The following is an 18779-nucleotide window of genomic DNA, read 5'->3' as shown; positions in this document are numbered from 1 at the left end:
ATATTCAGTGTGCTCAGCCGGCCGAGCGGCTTTCCTCGAAGGACGTCCGAATGATCTGCATGAATTCCTGGAAAAGCGGATCGTTATGCAAGCCGGCCCAGGTACGCGGTCTCGGTAACGTGATCTCGAGGGTCTGGACGATGCGTCCGGGCCGGGGAGACATGACGATGACCCGGTCGGCAAGGAAGATGGCCTCCTCGATCCCGTGCGTGATGAAAAGGACCGAATTGCCGCGCTTGAGCCACAACGCTTGCAGATCGGAGATCATCTGCTCGCGGGTCAGCGCGTCGAGGGCGCCGAATGGCTCGTCCATGAGCAGGAGATTCGGATCCTGGATCAGTGCCCGTGTGATCGACGCGCGTTGCCTCATTCCTCCAGATAATTGATGAGGATAACTATTCTGAAAGCGCTCCAAACCCACTTGGCGCAACAGTTCGGCCGCTTTCTCACGATGCTTGTTTTCGATGCGGCCCTTGAGTTCGATCGGCAGCAGCACGTTGTCGATGATGGTGCGCCACGGCAGCAGGTGATCGTTCTGGAACACGTTGGCGACGTGCCGCCGCGGGCCGGTCAATGGCGTGCCGTCGACCGACACCTCGCCGGCCGTCGGCGCATCCAGTCCGGCGGCCATGGAGAGCAGAGTGCTCTTGCCGCAGCCGCTTGGGCCCACGATCGCGACGAATTCGCCGACGCGTACCGCCAGATTCACATCCTGCAAGGCCACAACTTCGCTGCCGTCGGGGCCTTCGAAATAACGGGTGACACGCCGGAAGTTCAGCGCAGGAGGCCGCCTGTCATCGATGCCGGGGGCGGCGCCGTTGACGGTATGGTCGACTGTTGCAACGGTCATGCTCGATCCTTTCGCGTAGTGGTGGCCAGCGTTTCCAATGCGGCGAGTGCGCCGTAGAAGACAATGCCGATCAGGGCGATGACGACGACGACGGCCATGTTCAGGGTGGTGTCGAAGTTGGCGTTCGCTTGCAGTTGCAGATAGCCGAGGCCCTTCTGTGCGGCGACGTATTCGCCGAGAATGGCACCGATGACGGCCAGGCCGATGCCGACTTTCAGGCCGGCGAAAATATTGGGCAGTGCGACCGGGAGCCTGACCTTAAAGAAAATCTGGGGGCCGCTCGCTCCCATGGAGCTGATCATCCGGATCAGGCCCGCATCGACGCTTTCGAGGCCGACGACAGTAGAGACCACGATCGGGAAGAACGCCAGCAGAGCCGCAAGGAACAGCTTGGGGGACCATCCATATCCGAGGTATAGGACGAGCAGCGGGGCCAGGGCGACCTTGGGCACGGTCTGGAGTCCGACTAGTAGCGGGTACACGGCATGCCGAAAGAACTTCGAATAGAAGACCGCGATCGCAGTGCCGATGCCTGCCGCGGCGGCGATCGCAAAGCCGAGTAGGACCTCGCTGGCGGTGATCCAGGCATGTTGCACGATCAGCGGGAAATCCGTGCATGCGCGCAGGAAGATGCTGGCCGGCGACGGGAGCAGCATGGCGGAAATCAGGCCCGCGTCGACGGCGACTTGCCAGAGGACGATCAGGATGGCTGCGAGCATGGGCGCGGCGAAGCGGCGCGAGCGATCGCGGCGCTGGCGACGTTTCAGCCGCTCGATGCGCTCCCGTTCGACGACTGCTTCGAGGGAGCTCTGGGGCCGCAGGGGCGAGACTTGCCCGATGTGTTGGTCGATCATTTTTTCCTTCCGGGGAGCGGTCTCGGACCGCGCCTGTTGCGTTTACTTGAGCAGGCTGTTCGAGTAATAAGCGGTGACCGGCATCGGCGCGGCGATGTCTCCGCTCGAGGCCAACAGGTCGAGCGTCTGGCGCAGGATGCTCTCGTCGATCCAGCCGGCCTGATGTGCCGCGGGCTGTGGGATCGATGCCAGCGTGGCCTCGATCTGCCCGCGTATGACCTTCTGCTCGGGGCTGGTCGGCCATGCGAGCCGGGTCATGTCGGTGGCTTTGCCGGGGTCGGCCCTGGCCACCTTGATGGCCTCGCTGGTCGCCAGCAGGAATTTGCTCAGTTCAGCCTTCCTGGCCACCACATCCGACGCCTTGACGACCACAGCCATGCCGGGCAGCGACAGCCCGTAAGGCGCGAGCGGCATGACGACTAGACCGTGCTCGGGGAGCCTGCTTTGAATCACCGGCACGTCGACGGTGGTATACGAGCTTAGGGCATCGACATGGCCGGTCAGAAATTGCGAGGCACGCACCTGAGGATCCATCGTGACCGTCTCGATCTTTGAGCAGTCGAGCCGGTTCTTTTTGCACAAGACGTTCAGGTACTGCGCGACCGTGTCTCCCACGGTGACGCCGATCGTCTTCCCGAGCATGTCCTTGGGCGATCGAATAGGCTTGCCGGCCATCGATACGACGGCCAAAGGCGCCGTGGGCTGGTAAATTGCGACTATCCTGACCGGCGCGCCCTTCGTGATGGCGGTCAGGGCGAAGGGTGCGGGAATGATCGCGACGTCGTCGTTGCCGCGCACTAGGCCTGCGAGCACCGCCTGCGCGCCGGCGCCTTCGCCGAGGGAGACGTCCAGATGTTGCCCGGCATAGAGGTGATCTTCCTGGGCCACAAAAAACGGGACGTATTCGCCTTTGAATTTCCAGGAAAACCGGACGCTCAAAGCCTGGGCTGCGGCCAGCGTCGGGCTGACGACGGCAACCAGGGCAAGACAGAGGACAAGTACTCTTGATAACCGGGACTTCATGCTGGCGTCCTTTCGATAGAACCGATGGGAAGGAATGGGGACGATAACCCTCTAAAAATAGAGATGCACCGCGTCCAGAAGAGCGCGGACCCGTGTGCCAGCACCCTGGCAGCATGATGGGCCCGAACATCGGCCGGGTCCCCCGGCCTAGAAGCGATGACGGATGCCGATCTGGGTCATGGTGGCCCAGCTAAGCGAGCTGGCCGTCTGATAGATGAACTGCGCCTTCTGGCCGTCCTCGGCTTTCTGGTACGCGAACGACGCGTAGAGATCGGTCCGCTTCGACAGGAAATAGTCCGCTTCGCATCCAGCCGTGTGGCGTTTTCCCTTCATTAATCGGTTGGCGCTACCGTGATTAGGATCACTGAATGTGTAGGCAAAAAGAAGGGTGAAGGACGGACTGAAGGCATAGCGCGCGTTGACGTCAATGCCGTTGACGACGTCCTGATGGGCCGTCCACCGGTCCTGCGTCAACAGCATATCGAACACGAATTGACGGTACGTATACGAGCCGCCGAGCCCCAGGACCGTGTAGTGCGAGTCGGAGGTCTGGTCCTGCTTGTTCGTGTACGTCAGGCCCAGGCTGATCGGGCCGCCGGCATAACCGGTATATACGCTGTAGGTAGAGCCGTTGGTCAGACTACCGGCAGTGCCGCCGAGACCGTACATCGAGCCGAACGACAGGCCCACGCCATTGAAGTTGGAGCTCGTGTATTTGACGGCGTTGTCTACGCGTGCGCCACCGAGACGGTCCAGGTCGGCATTGCTGCCGTTGCCGCCGAGCAGCGTGGAGATGGTGGCCGTGGTGGTCGCGGCGCGGTCGAACGGCGCACCAAGCAGACAGCCGCTCGCATACCTGCACATGCCGCTGAGCATGAAGTCGTACTGGCGGCCGAACGTCAGCGTGCCGAAGCGGTCGTTGGTAAAGCCGAGCCAGGCCTGGCGTCCGAACATGCGCGCGGTGGACCCCGAGGCGGCAAACGCGCCGTTTGGTGTGGAAAAGCCGTTTTCGATCTGGAAAATAGCTTTTGTTCCGCCACCGATATCCTCGACGCCGCGCAGGCCGAATCCCGAGCCGATGTGATTCCCGTCGGCCATCTCGAACGTCGACTTGCCCGGTCCGCCCTGGACATAGGCCAGGGAATTGTCAAAGTGACCGAACAGCGTCACGGACGACTGCGCGTGCGCGATTGAAGCTCCCATCAAGCTGGCCACGCCAAATACGATTGCTTTCTTTGGAGACATACCGTTCATTCCCGCCGAGTAACGGACCGGGCATCCTGCAATGCCGGAGCGGTCCCGAAATTTATAGATCTATCAGATACATCTATCGGGATTAATGCATGATCCATGCCAAGCCGATGTCGGTAGTGTCGACTCGGCAGGAGCCTTGATGGATGGAGCGCCCAGCCGATCGCCGGGGCGTGATGTCGGCGAGGCAAGAATGCGGCGAGGAAAAACCGCACCAAATTCGCGAGAGCCGCACAACCTTGATGCGTTACGCACGATTCAATTCACGGGAGTGCAGCAGCAGCGGGGATGAAGAGGGATGACGGGCGCCTGGGCTACCGCGGGGGAGGCGCGCCATAACGGCGCGCAGCGATGAAAATTACGGAGTGGCTGTCAAACCGCAAGCACCGAGGAACAGGCTTGTGACCTCGTTGATGATGTGTTCCTGGTCGTAGCCCGGACCGCCGAGTCCCTTGAACATCGCGCGCACCTGGATATCAGCATCGGCGTAATGCTGGGTCACGGCCCAGATATTCATCAGCAACAGCCGCGCATCCATCCGGCGGATCAGGCCCTGGTCCATCCAGCCTTCCATCAGCTTCACCTTGGTGCTCGCGGATTGGGAGGCCTTCGGCCAGTGCTTGTCGAGCAGGTCACTGCCGCTCAGCATCTCGCGTGTATAGATGCGCGACAGTTCCGGTTTCTCGAATGCATACTCGAGCTTCTTTCTGATGTAGCGGGACAGCACCGCCGCGGGGTCGTGCAGCGATTCGTCGAAGACGAACAGCACGGCCCACTCCTCGAGCACGGTCCGCAGCAGATCCTCGTACAGATCTTCCTTGCTGGCGATGTAGTAATAGAGTTGCGGCTGGGTGAGACCGGCCCGCTTCGCGATGCTGCTCGTGGAGGTGCCCTTGAGACCATGGGCGCTGAACTCCGCGATGGCGGCTTCCCAGATCCGCTCCAGCGCATTGCGCTGGGTCGGCTTCGGCTTTTTTGTCTTCACTTTCGGGCCGGGTGATGGGGTTGTGCTCGCCTGTGTGGTCTTCATCGCGTTCGTCGTAGGAAATCAACGTGGAAGTGTACCGCCAGCGCACGCGTGCGTCGTGCCGGCCAGGCGAGAAACCCGTTATCGTCAGAACCCGGCCGCCAGGCCGTCGCGCCGGCTGTCGCTGGCCGCGACGTAGCCACGTTCTAACTCGTTGCGATCAAGACGCCAGACGAACTGGCCGGAGCCGAAATCCATATACGGATCGTCGATCGACTTGATGGTGTGCCCGTGCGCGGCCAGCGCATTCCCGCAGACCGGATCGAAGGTGCCTTCGAGGTCGAGCGTGAAGTCGGAGTTCACTTTCCAGCGCGGGGCGTCGCAGGCGGCCTGCGGCTGCTGGACGTAGTCGAGCATCCGCACGACGGTCTGCAGATGGTCTTGCGGCTGCATGTCGCCGCCCATTACGCCGAAGCCCATCACCGGCTCGGTCCGGCCGTCGACCTGCTGCGTGAGGAACGCCGGGATGATCGTATGGAACGGCCGCTCGCCGCCCGCGACGACGTTGGGCGATTGCGGGTCCATCGAGAAGCCGTTGCCGCGATTCTGCAGCGCGATGCCGTAGTCGGGCACCACGACGCCTGAGCCGAAGCCCATGAAGTTCCACTGGATAAAGCTGATCATCATGCCGCTTTCATCGGCGGCGGACAGGTAGATCGTGCCGCCCGACTTCGGCATGCCGAAGTCGAAATGCGTCGCGCGCTGCGGATCGATCAAGTTGGCGCGCGTTTTCAGATAGGCCGGGTCGAGCATCTGTTCCGGCGTGATGTCCGTCGCGCGAGGGTCCGCCACATAACGGTAGACGTCGGCAAACGCAAGTTTCATCGCCTCGATCTGCAGATGCTGCGACTGCAGGCTGTCGACCGGCAGAGCGCCGAGGTCGAAGTGCTCGAGTATCCCGAGCGCGATCAGCGCCGCGATGCCCTGGCCGTTCGGTGGAATCTCGTGCACGGTGTAGCCGCGATAGTCCTTGCCGATCGGCTCAACCCAGTCGGCGCGGTAGTTGCGCAGATCGTCGGTGGTCATTGTGCCGCCGCCCTCGCGTGCGAAGGCCGCAATGCGCTCGGCGATCTCGCCCTCGTAATAGGCGCGCGGCCCTTGTTCAGCGAGAAGGCGCAGCGCCTTCGCATGCCCCGGCAGACGCACGAGTTCGCTGATCTCCGGCGCGCGGCCGTGCGGCATGAACGTCTCGGCGAAACCTGGTTGGTTCTTCAGGTCCGGAATCGCGGCGGCCCATTTGCGGGCGACGATCGACGCGAGCGCATAGCCGCGTTCGGCGATCTCGATGGCCGGTTCCAGCAGATCCGCCAACGGCACCTTGCCGAACTTGAGGTGCAGCGCTTCCCAGCCGGCAATCACGCCCGGCACCGTCACGGTATCCCAGCCGCGCACCGGCTGAACGGTGATGCAGTGCCTTGTTCGCCGTAGCGCCGGCGGAAGTAGTCCACGCTCCAGGCGGCCGGCGCGGTGCCCGACGCGTTCAGGCCATGCAGCCTGGCGCCGTCCCAGACGAGCGCGAACGCGTCGCCGCCGAGGCCGCATGAGACCGGCTCGACCAGCGTGATGACGGCGGCCGCGGCAATCGCGGCGTCGACCGCGTTGCCGCCTTTCCAGAGCATCCGCAGGCCGGCTTGCGAGGCGAGCGGATGCGAGGTCGACACCACGTTGCGCGCGAACACGGGCGTGCGAACGGTCGGATAGGGGTTCTTCCAGTCGAAGGCGTTCATGACGAGCGACTTTCCTTGTCGATCAGTTCGGCCAGGATCCGCCGCGCACGAACGGAGGGCCCATCGGTCGACAACAGGGCCGGACGTTGGCCTAGCAGATCTGAGGTCGGCCCCATGGCCTTCTGCTGCGCCTCGATGACCGGCTTGTCCTCGTTATTGAAGATGTCCACGCCGGTCTTCAGCAATTGCGCGCCCAGTGCTTCGTCGTCGAACCTGAAGTCGCGTGCCATACCCCAGAAATAGTGGGTCGTGAACTCGGTCTCCGGCGTCAGCAGGTGCGCGGTCGGAATGGAGATGCCTTCGTGATGGGGTCGGTCCACGCCGGTCATGCCGACGTCCAGCAGCAGACTGCCCGGCGCGTTCCAGCGCATGTAATTGCGATGGTCGCCAAGGCAGTCCGCTGGATAGCCGAGCATCTGGAAGTATTTGTTCGGATATTGGCCGCGCCGAATGAACTTCGCCCAAATGGTGCCGTCGTCCTGCGAATCATCGGGTTCCATCGCGGCGGGGCCTGCGGGGTTCGCAAACAGCGGATGCAGATATTGCCCGTGCGTCAGGTCGAGCAGGTTGTCGCTGATCAACTGGTAGTTCGCCTCGACGTAGAGGTAACCCTGCACGCTGGCAAAGCGGCAGCTGTCGCCGAACTGGCTGAAGTCGCGTATCGAGGACGCGTCGGCGAGCGCCGGATCGCCCATCCAGATCCATACGATGCCGTCGCGTTCGGCGAGCGCGTAGCGGTTGACCTGCGCTAGTTTAGGGATGGCGCCGTTGCCGTGCGGGTTTTTTGAGCAGGTTCCGTCGGCTTCGAAGCACAGGCCGTGGTAGCCACATTCGAGCGTGTCGCCCGTGAGCCTGCCGAAGTGAAGCGGCACGAAGCGGTGCGGACAACGGTCAGCCAGCGCGACTGGGGTACCGTCTTCCTTACGGTACATGACGACGGGCTCGCCGAGGATCGTCCGCGAGAAAAGCTCGCGGCTGACTTCGGTGGACCAGGCCGCCGCATACCATGCATTCCTAAGAAATGTCATGTTCAATTCCTTGCAAACCTTGAGGGTGATCGCTGAGCGGCGCGATTAGCCGATATTGCTGACGTGGGCTGCCACGATGCGCCACCCTTCGGGAAACCGCACCCAGCTCTGGCTCTGGCGGCCAATGCCCGGGTGGGCCGGCCGGCTGTATTCGATATTGGTGGTCGCGAAATCGCGTCCATAGGTCGTGACCACGCGGCGCGTCACCGTGCGTCCGAGGTTGATGGCCGGACGGCTCGCGCGAAACGCGGCGATGGCTTCGTAGCCGTAGTGCTGTTCCCCTGCGCCGTAGCGGAGCGTATGCGTGCTGATATGAAACAGCTCGTCCAGCACGGCAATGTCGTTGGTGACCAGGGCCGTTTCATAACGGTCGAAAGCCCGTTCGACTTCTGCCAGCGGTTCCGGCAGGTTGATTTCCACACCCTTGAAAGTCATGGCCGATCTCATCGTCAAATGTGAAATGGAAGGGTTGCGTGAGCGTCAATGCGGCTGGCATCGCGCAATGCCCAGGGATTCGAGGTGGCTGGCCGCGGCGAGGCAATCTGTCTCGCGCCACGGCGCCGCGATCAGCTGCACGCCGATCGGCAGCGCATCGCCGGCCTGGCCGCTCGGCCATAGCGGTACGACGCAGGTCGGCAGGCCGGCGAAGGAGATCGGCTGGGTGAGGATGCCCAGTGCTGCCCTGGCGGGAACTTGCCGGCCATTGATCCCGATCAGGGCAATCGCTCGGCCGTGGCGCGACGACTGGCGTCGCGGCGGCGAGAACGAGATCGTATTGCTCGAACAGCCGCGCCATCTCCAGGCGGAATTGCTGCCGGATCCGATGCGCCTGAACGACCCAGGAAGCCGGAATCAGGCTGCCGGCCACCAGACGGTCGCGGTTCAGCGGTTCGTATTCATCGTAGTGCGACTGGAGCCGGGCCCGGTGCAGCGCGCCGCCTTCGGCCGCGGTGATGATGAAGGCCGCCGCGCGAGCGCGCTCGGCGCCCGGGAGCTCGACGACGTCTGTGGCGCCGAGTCCCGCCGCGGCGGCTTGCACTGCGGCGCGCGCGGTCGGATCGGCCCAGGCTTCGAAGTAGCCGCCGAGTATCGCGATGCGCGTACCCGGCACGACCTGCGATAACTTGCCGGCAGCGGCCTCGACCGGCCGTTGCGCACAGGCGACATCGTCGGTGTCCGGGCCTTGCATGACATCGTAGGCCTTGGTGAGATCGGCGACGTCGCGCGCGATCGGGCCGAGATGGTCCAGGCTGTTGACGAACGGAAACGTGCCGCCTCTCGGCAGCCGGCCGAAGGTCGGCTTCAGTCCGAATACGCCGCACAGCGAGGATGGGACACGGATCGAGCCGTTGGTATCGGACCCGAGCGCCAGCGGCACGAGCCCGCTCGCCACCGCGGCGGCGCTGCCGCCCGACGAGCCGCCCGCCAGACGGGACGGATCGTGAGGATTGACGCACGCGCCGAAGTGGGTGTTTTCGGTCGTGAAGCCATAGGCGTGCTCGTCCATGTTCAGCGTGCCGACGAGCACCGCGCCTGCCTGGGTGAGCCGCTCGATCAGCGGCGCGTCCCGCGTGGCCGGCGGGTTCGTACGGTTGACCTTCCCGCCTGCAAGCGTCGTGATGCCTGCGACGTCGAAGAGATTCTTGACGCCGAAGGTCATGCCCGTAAGCGCACCGGGCGCTTCTCCGGCCGCTATCCGGCGATCGATCTCGGCGGCCTCCCGGCGGGCCCGATCTGCAGTCACGCAAGTGAACGCGTTATACAGAGGGTTGCGCGCGGCAATGTCCGCGAGGGTCTGCTCGACGCGGGCAGACACCGTCGCCGGAGGCTGACTGGCGGAATTTGAGGAACGAGTGGTCATGGCGTAAAGATGGCGGGGGATTCGATTTCGACGGGCAGCACGTGCTCCGTGAACACAGCGGCTATTTCGCAGACGCGCGCGAACTCGCGCCGGACATTGGCCGTCACCGTTGCATCGACGGCATAGCCTTGCAGGCGCAGTGCGCTGTCGACGTAAGAGTTGATTTCGTCGCTGGTCATCCAAGGCCTCCAAGCACTCGGCGGTCGTCGTCGTTGATCTCGACTGGCTGTCCGGCGCGGATCAGCGCGGCAAATTGCTCGTCCGGCGTCATGACGGTCAGGCAGTACAGCTTGCCGGGGCCGGTGTTTTCGACTTCATGCGTCGAGCCGGGGCGGACCAGCAATGCATCGCCCTTCTTCAAGGAAGTGACCCGGCCATCCACATAGGCCTTGCCGCTACCCTCGAGCACGAAGAACATCTCGTGAGCGACCTGGTGCACGTTGGGCGGCGTCTTCCCGCCTGGCTGGAATATCTCGACGACGGCCACGAAGTCGCAGTTTTCCGCGGTCTGATCGAAAACCAGGGCGAAATAGTTGGTGTCGGACGGCGAGATCCGGAAGGCCGGACAATCGCCGGTGGTCTTCTTGACCGCTGGCAGAGAGATCATTTCTCAAGCTCCGTGGTGAGACGTTCGGAATGGACAACAAAGCCGAAACATTGTTTGACGTTGTAGAGAACCGCCTCCATGCAATACGATGGAGACGTCGTCGCCACGCAGTCTTCGAGCAGAATGCAGTCGTATCCCGCGAAGTTCGCGTCCTGCAGCGTGCACATGACGCACTGGTCCGCATTGACGCCGGCGAACAGCAAGGTCGTGACCTGCAGGTTGTGCAGGATCGAGTCAAGCGGCGTGTCCCAGAAGCCGCTCATCCGGTACTTGTCGACCATGATGTCGTTCGGCGCCGTCTTCAGTTCATCGACCACGGCGGCGTTCCACGACGAAGCCTCGAGCACGTTGCCGGTTTCGCCCGACAGACGGTCGCCGAGGCCGATCCCGTCGCCATGCGGCTTGTAGACATGGAGCAGCGAGGGGCTGAGATTGAGCAGGTCGGGACGATTGCCCCAGTTCAGCCAGACGACGGGCACGCCGGCATTCCGCAATGGAGGGAGCAGTGCCTTCAGCGGCTCGATCGGCGTGCGCGCCGGGGCGATATCGACGCCGATCGAGGCAAGCCATCCCTGCTCGTGGCAGAAGTCGTTCTGCATGTCGATGACGATCAGAGCCGTGCGGTTCAGATCGAGCGTGACGTGCTGCGGTTGCGCGTCGACCGGGAGCGGTCTCGCGGCGAACGGCGCGCGGACCATATCGACAGACTGCTTCGATACCTGCCATCGGTTCCGCGCGGACGAGCCGAGCGGACGGGATGCATGGTGCTGATCGGGGCACATGGAAGATTCCTTCATGAGATCGCCTCGGTTGCCGGGATACCTTCCTCTGGTTGCGCCGTGCCGATCAGCAGCGAGGACTCGGCGCCGATCTCGATGCCAATGGTCGTGATCTGCGCGCTGACCGCGGTGGCCCGCGTGGGGTCTTCGGCCGTGCCCGGATTGACCGGGTAGGCGGGAAAGGCGGCGCCCGCAATCGACAGGCGCAGCGCCTCTCCGGGCTGCAGTGTGACGCAGATGCCCTGCATGGGGACGTCCAGCGCACTCGCTGCTTCGCCGGGCGCGAGGCAACGGTAGCCGTCCGTCAGTTGGATAATGCTGCCGGCCGCACTGACTCTCGAGAGCACGCAGGAAACGTCGAAGGACGGCCTGTCGCTGGACAGGCAGAGCCTGGCCACGACGCTCCCCGCCAACGTCAGCGGGGCCGTTTGCGCGGCGGTGGTAAACGTGATCACGTCGGCCCGCGCGTCGATATTGCTGCGGTCCCATGGGCCCACCGGCGTGCCGAACGCGCCCCCGAAGGATGGAGCGGGGCGCCACGGGTCGTGAACGATGAATTCGGTGTGGGCGCTCGGAGCCGGTTCCGTCTCGGGAGTGAGTCGGCCGCTCGTTTGATCGAGCGCCGCATTACCGCCGGCCTGTAGCTGGAATTGCGTCTGCTCTGCCGGCCACGCCGGATAGTCACGCCAATCCTTGAGGCCGAGGTCGAACAGGCTGACGGGCGGCTCGTCCATGATGCCGTTGGCCGTTCCTTTGAGCCAGTGATCGAACCAGCGGATATGCAACTCGTCCATGCCGCCGTCCGCGGCAGGGCCGAGATCGAGCGAACCGACCTTGCGTGTCCATGGGAAGTGGGCCCAGGGGCCGACCACCAGCTTCGCATTGCTTTGAAACCGGCTGATCTCGCGGTACGCGGCGAGCGTGGGTTCCAGGAACGTGTCGTACCAGCCGGCGATAAACAACATCGGAACGTCTCTGTCCACGATATCCGCGCGTAACGATGCCGCCGAAATGCGCTGCCAGTAATCGTCGCTGGCCGGCGTATCGACCCATTTGTGATAGTGCGTCCACTCGCGGTTTCTTTCGATGAACGCGGGGCGGGCCGGGACCGGTTCGTAGAACGGCAGGGCTTTCGCGGCCGACAGCAATTCCGCGTAAGCGATCACCTCGCCGTCGCGGCGCGCGCTTTCCGCGCCAAGCTGGGTCGCCCAGTTCAACGTGCTCTGGAGCCGCAAGGCGCCGTTCACGTAGCTCCAGCCTTCGCGGGCATCCCACGGCGTCATGGCCGGAGCGATCGCACGCAGGGCCGTGCCCGTGGCGCTCGCGGCAAGGAGCTGGTTGTATCCCTGGTAGGAAAAACCGTACATGCCAACCAGACCCGTCGTGCCCGGGAGTCTGGAGGCCCACTCGATCGTTTCCGCGCCGTCCCTGACGTCGTCTTCGCAGACGCGGAACTCGCCCTCAGACGTGCCGCGTCCACGGATATCCTGGACCACCACCACGTAGCCGTGGGCAGCATACCAGGCCGGGTGGGCATAACAGATGGTACAGGCGATGCGCCTGCCGTAGGCCTGCCTCATCAGTAGGACCGGATAGGATTCCTCATCGTCTGGTCTATAGATGTCAGCATCGAGTCTCACGCCGTCACTGGTGACCATGAAAGTGCTTTCTACTGGCTTCACGGGAAGCATCGGATTCTCCGGGCTAAGCGTTTGCGAATCGATCATGCGAGGACGGTTCGTTGATCCCAGCCCCGCAGCTTGCCCGGATTGAGCAAGCCCATCGGATCCAGGCGCTCCTTCATCCGCACGGCGGCGGCATTGACTTGGCCTTGTTTGCCGTCTTCCACAACAAACGCATGGGGGTTGTTGATGCGTACGCCATGGTCGCGGTGAATTTGCATGATTTCGTTCAGGCGCTCCTCGGTCGAGTACTTGACGATCTGCAGCCCGCTGCAGGTGAGCGCCCCCGCGGCATTGCGCAGGAACTCGAGATGCATGAAGACTTCGTCCGACAGGCTTTCCTGCAAGGTCGTGGCCTGCTGGATGTACTCGCCGGGATCGAAATTGCTCTGGATATACGTGAGCGATTTGTCGCACTTCAGCGCATTGAGCGTCGTATGGTTCCAGCAATATTCGATCAAAGTCTTCTTGGTGGCGCGGACTTCCTCCGACGTGCGGCGGTACGTCACCGTGCCGCCCGCTTCCTTGGCCAGCGCGAGCATGCCGGGTTCGGACGCTTCGCTGAGGAGAAACAGCACCGCATGGCAGCCGCGCGGCAGATATTCAGCGAGCGGTTGCAGATAGCCCGGCACCGGGTCGGCGAGAAAGCACACCTCTTTTTTGACGAGCCCCGGCGCGCGCGCGAGCGCGTCCGCGAAGCTCAGCCCCGCAGCGAATGAATCGAACGTCGTAATGCATTCGAGCCATGCCTGAGCCGGGGCCAGCGCAATTTCCAGCTCGGTGACAATGCCGTTGGTGCCGTAGGCATGGTGCAGCAGCATGGCTTCGGCGCCGCGCAGTTCCAGCGCCTGCGGCTCAGGTTCGACGGTCAGCACGCGCGCGCCGAGGACGTTACCTATCGCCGCGACCGGGCCGTAATTGATCGAGCCGGCGCCGCCGAAGCCGCCGCCGAACAGGCCCCCGAGAGTGGCGCTGCGAAAGGTCGACGGCAGCCAGCGGAGCTCGGCGCCGTTGTCATGGGCGAGCGCATCGAAGTCGGCCAGGCGGATGCCGGTCTGCGCCCGGCCGATGCCGTCGCGAAACCAGAGCGACTGATTCAGCGCGCTCATGTCGACCACGACGCCGCCGTGCAGCGGCGTCGACTGGCCGTAGTTGCCAGTGCCGGCGCCGCGGATGGTAAGCGGAATCCCGGCGCGGGCGCAGCGGGAGACGACCCGGCTGAGTTCCTCGTGACTGCGCGGTTTGACCGCGATATTGGCGCGTTTTCCCGCGAGTTCCCGTCGCAGGACCGGGCTGAACCACGAAAAATCGGAGGAGAGGCGGTTGACGCGGACGTCATCCGTGATCCATTCCAGGTCAGGAAGATCTTGCGGAAGCCGTACGCATTGTTCAGCGACGCTGGCAGCGTTGAACGTCATGTCGAAGTACCTGCTTGCAGTGAGGCAAAGCCGTTGATGAGAGGCGAGCACACAAGAGGCTCTCCGGTATCTGATATAACTATCTGATAGATCTATAAGCAAGAACGATGCCATTGAAAAATCGGGCTTACAACTGGATTGAATCCCCAAATTCGTGCGAATGACGAAGATCAATGCACCGCCAACAACACTTTTTGCGTCATTAGAGGGGCAGAGTTGCCAATATCCGCCATTCACTAGCGGACAGGTTCCGGGCCGAGACCCCCCGCGTCACAATGGTTGTCGCCTGGATAAAATTGGAATCTGGGGGCGATAAAGAGAGAACAAGTTGGCGCGTTACGGAAAGACATTCAAGGACAGAGCAGTGGCGCGGTTGCTGCCGCCGGAGAGCGCATCAGTGGAAGAGGTTGCGCGAGAGATCGGTGTGGGCGCGCAGACGCTGGAGCGCTGGCGCAGTGATGCGCTGTCCAGGCCCGCTCGCGAGCGGGCATGGACAGCGGCCGCGCGTTTCGAAGCGGTGTTGAGCACGGCAGCGATGGACGAGACGGCCCGCAATGCGTGGTGCCGCGAGCATGGCGTGTATCCGCAGGAACTGGCGCAGTGGCGGCAAGCGGCCACGCAGGCGCTGGCCGAGCCCGAAGAGGCCCGTGCGAGTCCACAGCAGACGAAGCAGGACCAGCGTCGCATCAAGGAACTGGAACGCGAACTGCGGCGCAAGGAGAAAGCACTGGCCGAGGCAGCCGCATTGCTGGTTCTTTCAAAAAAACTCGGGGCGATCTTCAACACGGACAAGGGCGAGGACGAATGATCGGCCTCGAAGATCGCCAGTTCCTGGCCCGGGAAATCGATTCGGCAAGACTGGCTGGCGCACGGTTGCGCCTGGCCTGCGAGGTGGCCGGAATCGACGTGCGTACCCTGCAGCGCTGGAGGGCCAATCAAGGGCTCGTCACTGGCGACGCCAGGCCCGGCGCGATGCGCCTGCTGCCCGCGCACACCTTGAGCCCGCAGGAGCGGGAAAACGTGCTGCGCGTAGCCAGCGAGCCGCGCTTTGCCGACATGCCACCGGCGCGCATCGTGCCGATGCTGGCTGACGAAGGCGTGTATATCGCCAGCGAATCGACCTTTGCACGCGTGCTGCGCGAGCATGGGCAGATGAGGCGCCGTGGCCGTGCCAGAACTCCTTCGAGCGGCCGGCCGCCGACCACGCACGTTGCAACCGCGCCGCGCCAGGTGTGGTGCTGGGACATGACCTATTTGCCGGCAACGGTCACAGGGCGATGGTTCCACCTGTACCTGATTCTGGACCTGTACAGCCGCAAGATTGTCGGCTGGGAGGTGCACGACAGCGACGCGGCCGAACACGCTGCTCATCTCGTACGTCGTACGGCGCTCTCCGAAGGCATTGCCGCCCTTGAGGCCCGGCCGGTGCTGCACGGCGATAACGGGGCGACGCTGAAGGCCACTACCGTGCTGGCGATGCTGCACTGGCTGGGCATCAAGCCGTCGTACTCGCGCCCCCGGGTCAGCGACGACAACGCCTATGCCGAGGCGCTGTTCCGAACCGCGAAGTACCGGCCGGAGTTTCCGGTCACAGGCTTCGAGGACCTGAACGCTGCTCGCACCTGGGCTGCCGGCTTCGTGCAGTGGTACAACTTCGAGCATCGTCATAGTGGCATCCGCTACGTGACGCCTGCGCAGCGTCACGCCGGTGACGATCGTGCGCTTCTCGCCGCTCGGCATGCACTGTACGAGAGGGCCCGCGAGCGCAATCCGGCCCGCTGGTCGCGCCACACGCGCAACTGGACACCGGTTGGTGCCGTGACGCTTAACCCCGAACGCGACTCAGTCGTCGAGATGGCGTCGATCAGCGCAAATAAACAGCCTCTGGCTGCATGAGTGAGGCGACAACTTGCTTGACGCGCGCCGGAGATATGGCAGCGGTGGCTAGTGTTCCGCTGATTCGCGAACAAAGTCTGTGTAGCTTTTCGAGGATTGAATCGGCGGCAGCGGTCCACATGAATGATTTGCAGTTTGCGTTGTAGTGGGAAACGAACTGATCGATACGCGTGACTAGTTGTTTGTCCGAGCCAAACGAGCCCCTGCGGATGGCCTTGTCGGTGATCAGCGCAAAGAAGCGTTCGACCTGGTTAAGCCATGAACTGTAGGTAGGAATGAAATGCATGTGCCAGCGCGGCTTTGCTGCCAGCCACGCCTTGACCTTGGAATGCTTGTGACTGCCATAGTTGTCCACGATGCAGTGCACGTCGAGTTCAGCCGGCACAGCCTTGGTCGATTTCGCGCAGAAACGGCAGGAATTCCTGATGTCGATGACGCGGCTTGCAGGTGGCAAGTAGTGCGCCGTTGAGCACATTCAGGGCGGCGAACAGTGTCGTGGTGCCGTGGCGAACGTAGTCGTGGGTAACGCCTTCGACGTAGCCGAAGCCCATCGGCAGCATGGGCTGCGTGCGTTCGAGCGCGAGCTAAGCTCGAATCTGGTGTATGGGGGATTTGAGGCGGGAGATTGAAGGCGGTGGAGGTTTCAGCTGAGAATCTGATTGTCGAAGTCGGAAACCAGCAAACAACAAACCATCCACCATGAGCAAGTTTACGGAAAAAGAAGTCGTCGGTCTATCGGAAGTCGGTCTGGGCTTGGACGATCTGGTGCGCCAGGGCGCGCGGCAGGTGATCCAGCAGGCAATCGAAGCAGAGCTGTCGGCGCTGCTGGAGCGGTTCGAGAACGTTAAAACCCTGCACGGACAGCGTGCCGTGGTGCGCAATGGCTATCTGCCGGAGCGCGAGGTGCTGACGGCGGCCGGCCCCATTGCGGTGAAGGTGCCGAAGGTTCGCGATCGATCAGGATCAGGTGTGAAGTTCAATTCATCGATTGTGCCGCCGTATGTGCGGAAGTCGCCGCGCGTGAGTGCGGCGCTGCCGTGGCTGTATCTGAAGGGCATTTCGACGGGCGATATGAGCGAAGCGCTGGGCGTGCTGCTGGGCGAGGACGCCAAGGGGTTGTCGGCGAACGTGGTAAGTCGCCTGAAGGCGCAATGGGGCGATGAGCACGCCAGCTGGAGCCGGCGTGATCTGTCGAACTCGCGCTACGTGTACTGGTGGGTCGACGGCATTCATACCGGCCTGCGCAGCGAGAACTCGGATGGTCAATGCCTGCTGGTGATCATCGGCGTGAGGCCGGATGGGCGCAAGGAGCGTGTGGCAATCGGCGACGGGTATCGGGAGTCGAAGGCGTCCTGGCAGGAACTGCTGCTCGATCTGAAATCGCGAGGCTTGCAGGGTGGTCCGCTGCTGGCCGTCGGTGATGGCGCAATGGGCTTCTGGGCCGCACTGGAGGAAGTGTTTCCTGCAACGCGCGGCCAGCGCTGCTGGTTTCACAAGATGGGCAACGTGCTCAACGCGCTGCCGAAGTCGCAACAGGGGCGCGCGAAGGCCGACCTGCAGGCGATCTGGATGGCGGCGACGCGCGCCGACGCGTACGCCGCGTTCGATCGTTTCGTGACGGTCTACGCCGCGAAATATCCGAAGGCAACCGAAACGCTGAAGAAGGACCGGGAGAGCCTGCTGGCGTTTTACGACTTCCCCGCCGAGCACTGGCAGCATTTGCGCACGACGAATGCGATTGAGTCGACATTCGCGACCGTGCGCCACCGGACGACTCGCACCCGCAACTGCGTGTCGCGACCAACCTTCCTCGGTCTGGCATTCAAGCTGATCGAGGAAGCCGAGAAAACCTGGCGCCGTATCAACGGCCCTGAGCAGATCAAGCTGTTGCTGGAGGGCATTGCCTTCAGGGACGGCGAACCGGTGCAAGGCGATCAACCGGTTCAGCAGAAACTCGCCGCCTGAAGCCGAACGCTATCAAGCTGCCCATACCCCACTCTTGACGTTAGCTCTTCGAGCGCCTGGCATTGGCTCTTCTGGTCCACGCACAGGACCAATGCATTCTCAGGCGGACTCAGGTACAGGCCGACCACGTCGCGCAGTTTCTCGATGAAGAACTGATCGGTCGAGAGCCTGAAGCTTTCGCTGCGATGCGGTTGCAGCCCCAGCAACTTGAAGTAACGGTGCCACTCGTGGGCGAGATAGTCGTTTCGGCGGCGATCGTGCGCACGCTCCAGTGCGCGGAGCCATCCGCTGGCTTGGTGTGCAGGGTCTTGTGAATCAGTTGAGCCAGTCGCTCATCGTCAATCGTGCGCGGCTTGCCGGGGCGTACTTCGTCATACAGCCCGTTGATGCGATGCTCCAGGAACCGGATACGCCACTTGCCCACCGTTGCACCGTAAGTTGAAGACGCTGGGCAACGGCGCTGTTGGGCTCCCCGGCAGCAGCAGCCAGCACGATGCGCGCACGCGTGACCAGCGCCGCCGAAATCGAGCGCGAACGCGCTATCGAAGTCAGTTGCGAGCGCTCATCTTCACTCAACACCAGTTCGGCCTTCGGTCGTCCCATGGGCATGCCCATATGCCAGTCGCCAGTGTTCCATCGTCGTCCGCTCCGGAACCGAAAGAGGGACCGACCAGCCTAGCCGGAAAAAATTGGCAGATCAACAGACAATTGACACGCCGGTACGCGACCGAGAGCGAACCACAAACAGTAATTTGCTCTATATAAACATAATATTGGGGGCGGACCGCCAACCATTGGCGCGCCTAGATCG

Annotated in this window: 15 protein-coding genes and 3 pseudogenes; 2 read left to right on the top strand and 16 right to left on the bottom strand. The window is 63.0% G+C overall.

Translation table 11 applies throughout. From position 1 onward, the window contains the following. Positions 1–13: 13 nt before the first annotated feature. The 14 genes and pseudogenes from OKW26_RS18360 to OKW26_RS18295 form a co-directional block, all read right to left on the bottom strand. Positions 14–850, bottom strand: a complete 837-nt coding sequence (locus OKW26_RS18360) for an ABC transporter ATP-binding protein (RefSeq protein ID WP_429354664.1) — start codon at positions 848–850, stop codon at positions 14–16. Then, complete coding sequence (locus tag OKW26_RS18355) at positions 847–1704, bottom strand: ABC transporter permease (protein WP_429354663.1); 858 nt, start codon at positions 1702–1704, stop codon at positions 847–849. Before OKW26_RS18355 ends, OKW26_RS18360 begins: the two co-directional genes overlap by 4 nt. Positions 1705–1746: 42 nt before the next feature. Next, positions 1747–2727 carry an ABC transporter substrate-binding protein gene (locus OKW26_RS18350; RefSeq protein ID WP_429354662.1) on the bottom strand — a complete coding sequence of 327 codons (981 nt, stop codon included), beginning with the start codon at positions 2725–2727 and terminating at the stop codon, positions 1747–1749. Positions 2728–2874: 147 nt separating this feature from the next. After that, positions 2875–3930: a porin gene (locus tag OKW26_RS18345; RefSeq protein ID WP_429355253.1), complete on the bottom strand. Its 1056-nt coding sequence runs from the start codon at positions 3928–3930 to the stop codon at positions 2875–2877. A gap of 406 nt (positions 3931–4336) precedes the next feature. Then, positions 4337–5008, bottom strand: coding sequence for a TetR family transcriptional regulator C-terminal domain-containing protein (locus OKW26_RS18340; RefSeq protein ID WP_429354661.1), 672 nt, complete (start codon positions 5006–5008; stop codon positions 4337–4339). 84 nt (positions 5009–5092) lie between these two features. Then, positions 5093–6732 (bottom strand): annotated as a pseudogene (locus OKW26_RS18335) (gamma-glutamyltransferase family protein). Next, the gene (locus OKW26_RS18330) at positions 6729–7760 is read right to left on the bottom strand and encodes a Rieske 2Fe-2S domain-containing protein (RefSeq protein WP_429354660.1); all 1032 of its coding nucleotides are present in this window, start codon (positions 7758–7760) and stop codon (positions 6729–6731) included. The pseudogene OKW26_RS18335 and the gene OKW26_RS18330 overlap by 4 nt, the downstream one beginning before the upstream one ends. Positions 7761–7805: 45 nt before the next feature. Continuing rightward, positions 7806–8195 (bottom strand): oxalurate catabolism protein HpxZ, encoded by a 390-nt coding sequence (hpxZ, locus tag OKW26_RS18325; RefSeq protein WP_429354659.1) that lies wholly within the window; start codon positions 8193–8195, stop codon positions 7806–7808. Continuing rightward, positions 8122–9621: an AtzE family amidohydrolase gene (locus OKW26_RS18320; RefSeq protein WP_429354658.1), complete on the bottom strand. Its 1500-nt coding sequence runs from the start codon at positions 9619–9621 to the stop codon at positions 8122–8124. Before OKW26_RS18320 ends, hpxZ begins: the two co-directional genes overlap by 74 nt. Next, positions 9618–9800: a DUF4089 domain-containing protein gene (locus OKW26_RS18315; protein WP_429354657.1), complete on the bottom strand. Its 183-nt coding sequence runs from the start codon at positions 9798–9800 to the stop codon at positions 9618–9620. The genes OKW26_RS18320 and OKW26_RS18315 overlap by 4 nt, the downstream gene beginning before the upstream one ends. After that, positions 9797–10228 carry a cupin domain-containing protein gene (locus OKW26_RS18310; RefSeq protein ID WP_429354656.1) on the bottom strand — a complete coding sequence of 144 codons (432 nt, stop codon included), beginning with the start codon at positions 10226–10228 and terminating at the stop codon, positions 9797–9799. Before OKW26_RS18310 ends, OKW26_RS18315 begins: the two co-directional genes overlap by 4 nt. Further along, entirely contained in the window at positions 10225–11025 is an 801-nt protein-coding gene (locus OKW26_RS18305; protein ID WP_429354655.1) for a cysteine hydrolase family protein, read from the bottom strand. The genes OKW26_RS18310 and OKW26_RS18305 overlap by 4 nt, the downstream gene beginning before the upstream one ends. Then, on the bottom strand, positions 11022–12734 hold the full coding sequence (locus OKW26_RS18300; protein WP_429354654.1) for a CocE/NonD family hydrolase: 1713 nt from the start codon (positions 12732–12734) through the stop codon (positions 11022–11024). Before OKW26_RS18300 ends, OKW26_RS18305 begins: the two co-directional genes overlap by 4 nt. Then, complete coding sequence (locus tag OKW26_RS18295; RefSeq protein ID WP_429354653.1) at positions 12731–14107, bottom strand: FAD-binding oxidoreductase; 1377 nt, start codon at positions 14105–14107, stop codon at positions 12731–12733. Before OKW26_RS18295 ends, OKW26_RS18300 begins: the two co-directional genes overlap by 4 nt. Positions 14108–14435: 328 nt before the next feature. Here OKW26_RS18295 and OKW26_RS18290 point away from each other — a divergent pair. After that, positions 14436–16003 (top strand): IS3 family transposase gene (locus tag OKW26_RS18290; protein WP_429353101.1). Its coding sequence is split into 2 segments (ribosomal slippage): positions 14436–14874 and positions 14874–16003, totalling 1569 coding nucleotides; the frame shifts between segments, so codons are not numbered across the junction. Between the two features lie 52 nt (positions 16004–16055). On the opposite strand, the pseudogene OKW26_RS18285 reads toward OKW26_RS18290, so the two are convergent. Beyond that, positions 16056–16584, bottom strand: a pseudogene (locus OKW26_RS18285) (IS630 family transposase); the annotation flags it as partial. A gap of 118 nt (positions 16585–16702) precedes the next feature. Here OKW26_RS18285 and OKW26_RS18280 point away from each other — a divergent pair. Next, a complete protein-coding gene (locus tag OKW26_RS18280) occupies positions 16703–17968 on the top strand; it encodes an IS256 family transposase (RefSeq protein WP_429352297.1) in 1266 nt (421 codons plus the stop codon). Positions 17969–17973: 5 nt separating this feature from the next. Here OKW26_RS18280 and OKW26_RS18275 read toward each other — a convergent pair. Then, a pseudogene (locus OKW26_RS18275) lies at positions 17974–18577 on the bottom strand (IS630 family transposase); the annotation flags it as partial. Positions 18578–18779 lie beyond the last annotated feature (202 nt).

The sequence above is a fragment of the Paraburkholderia sp. 32 genome, assembly GCF_050435345.1.
GTDB lineage: Bacteria > Pseudomonadota > Gammaproteobacteria > Burkholderiales > Burkholderiaceae > Paraburkholderia > Paraburkholderia tuberum.
The sequence above is the reverse complement of the archived record's forward strand: the minus strand, read 5'-3'. Positions and strand labels throughout refer to the sequence as shown.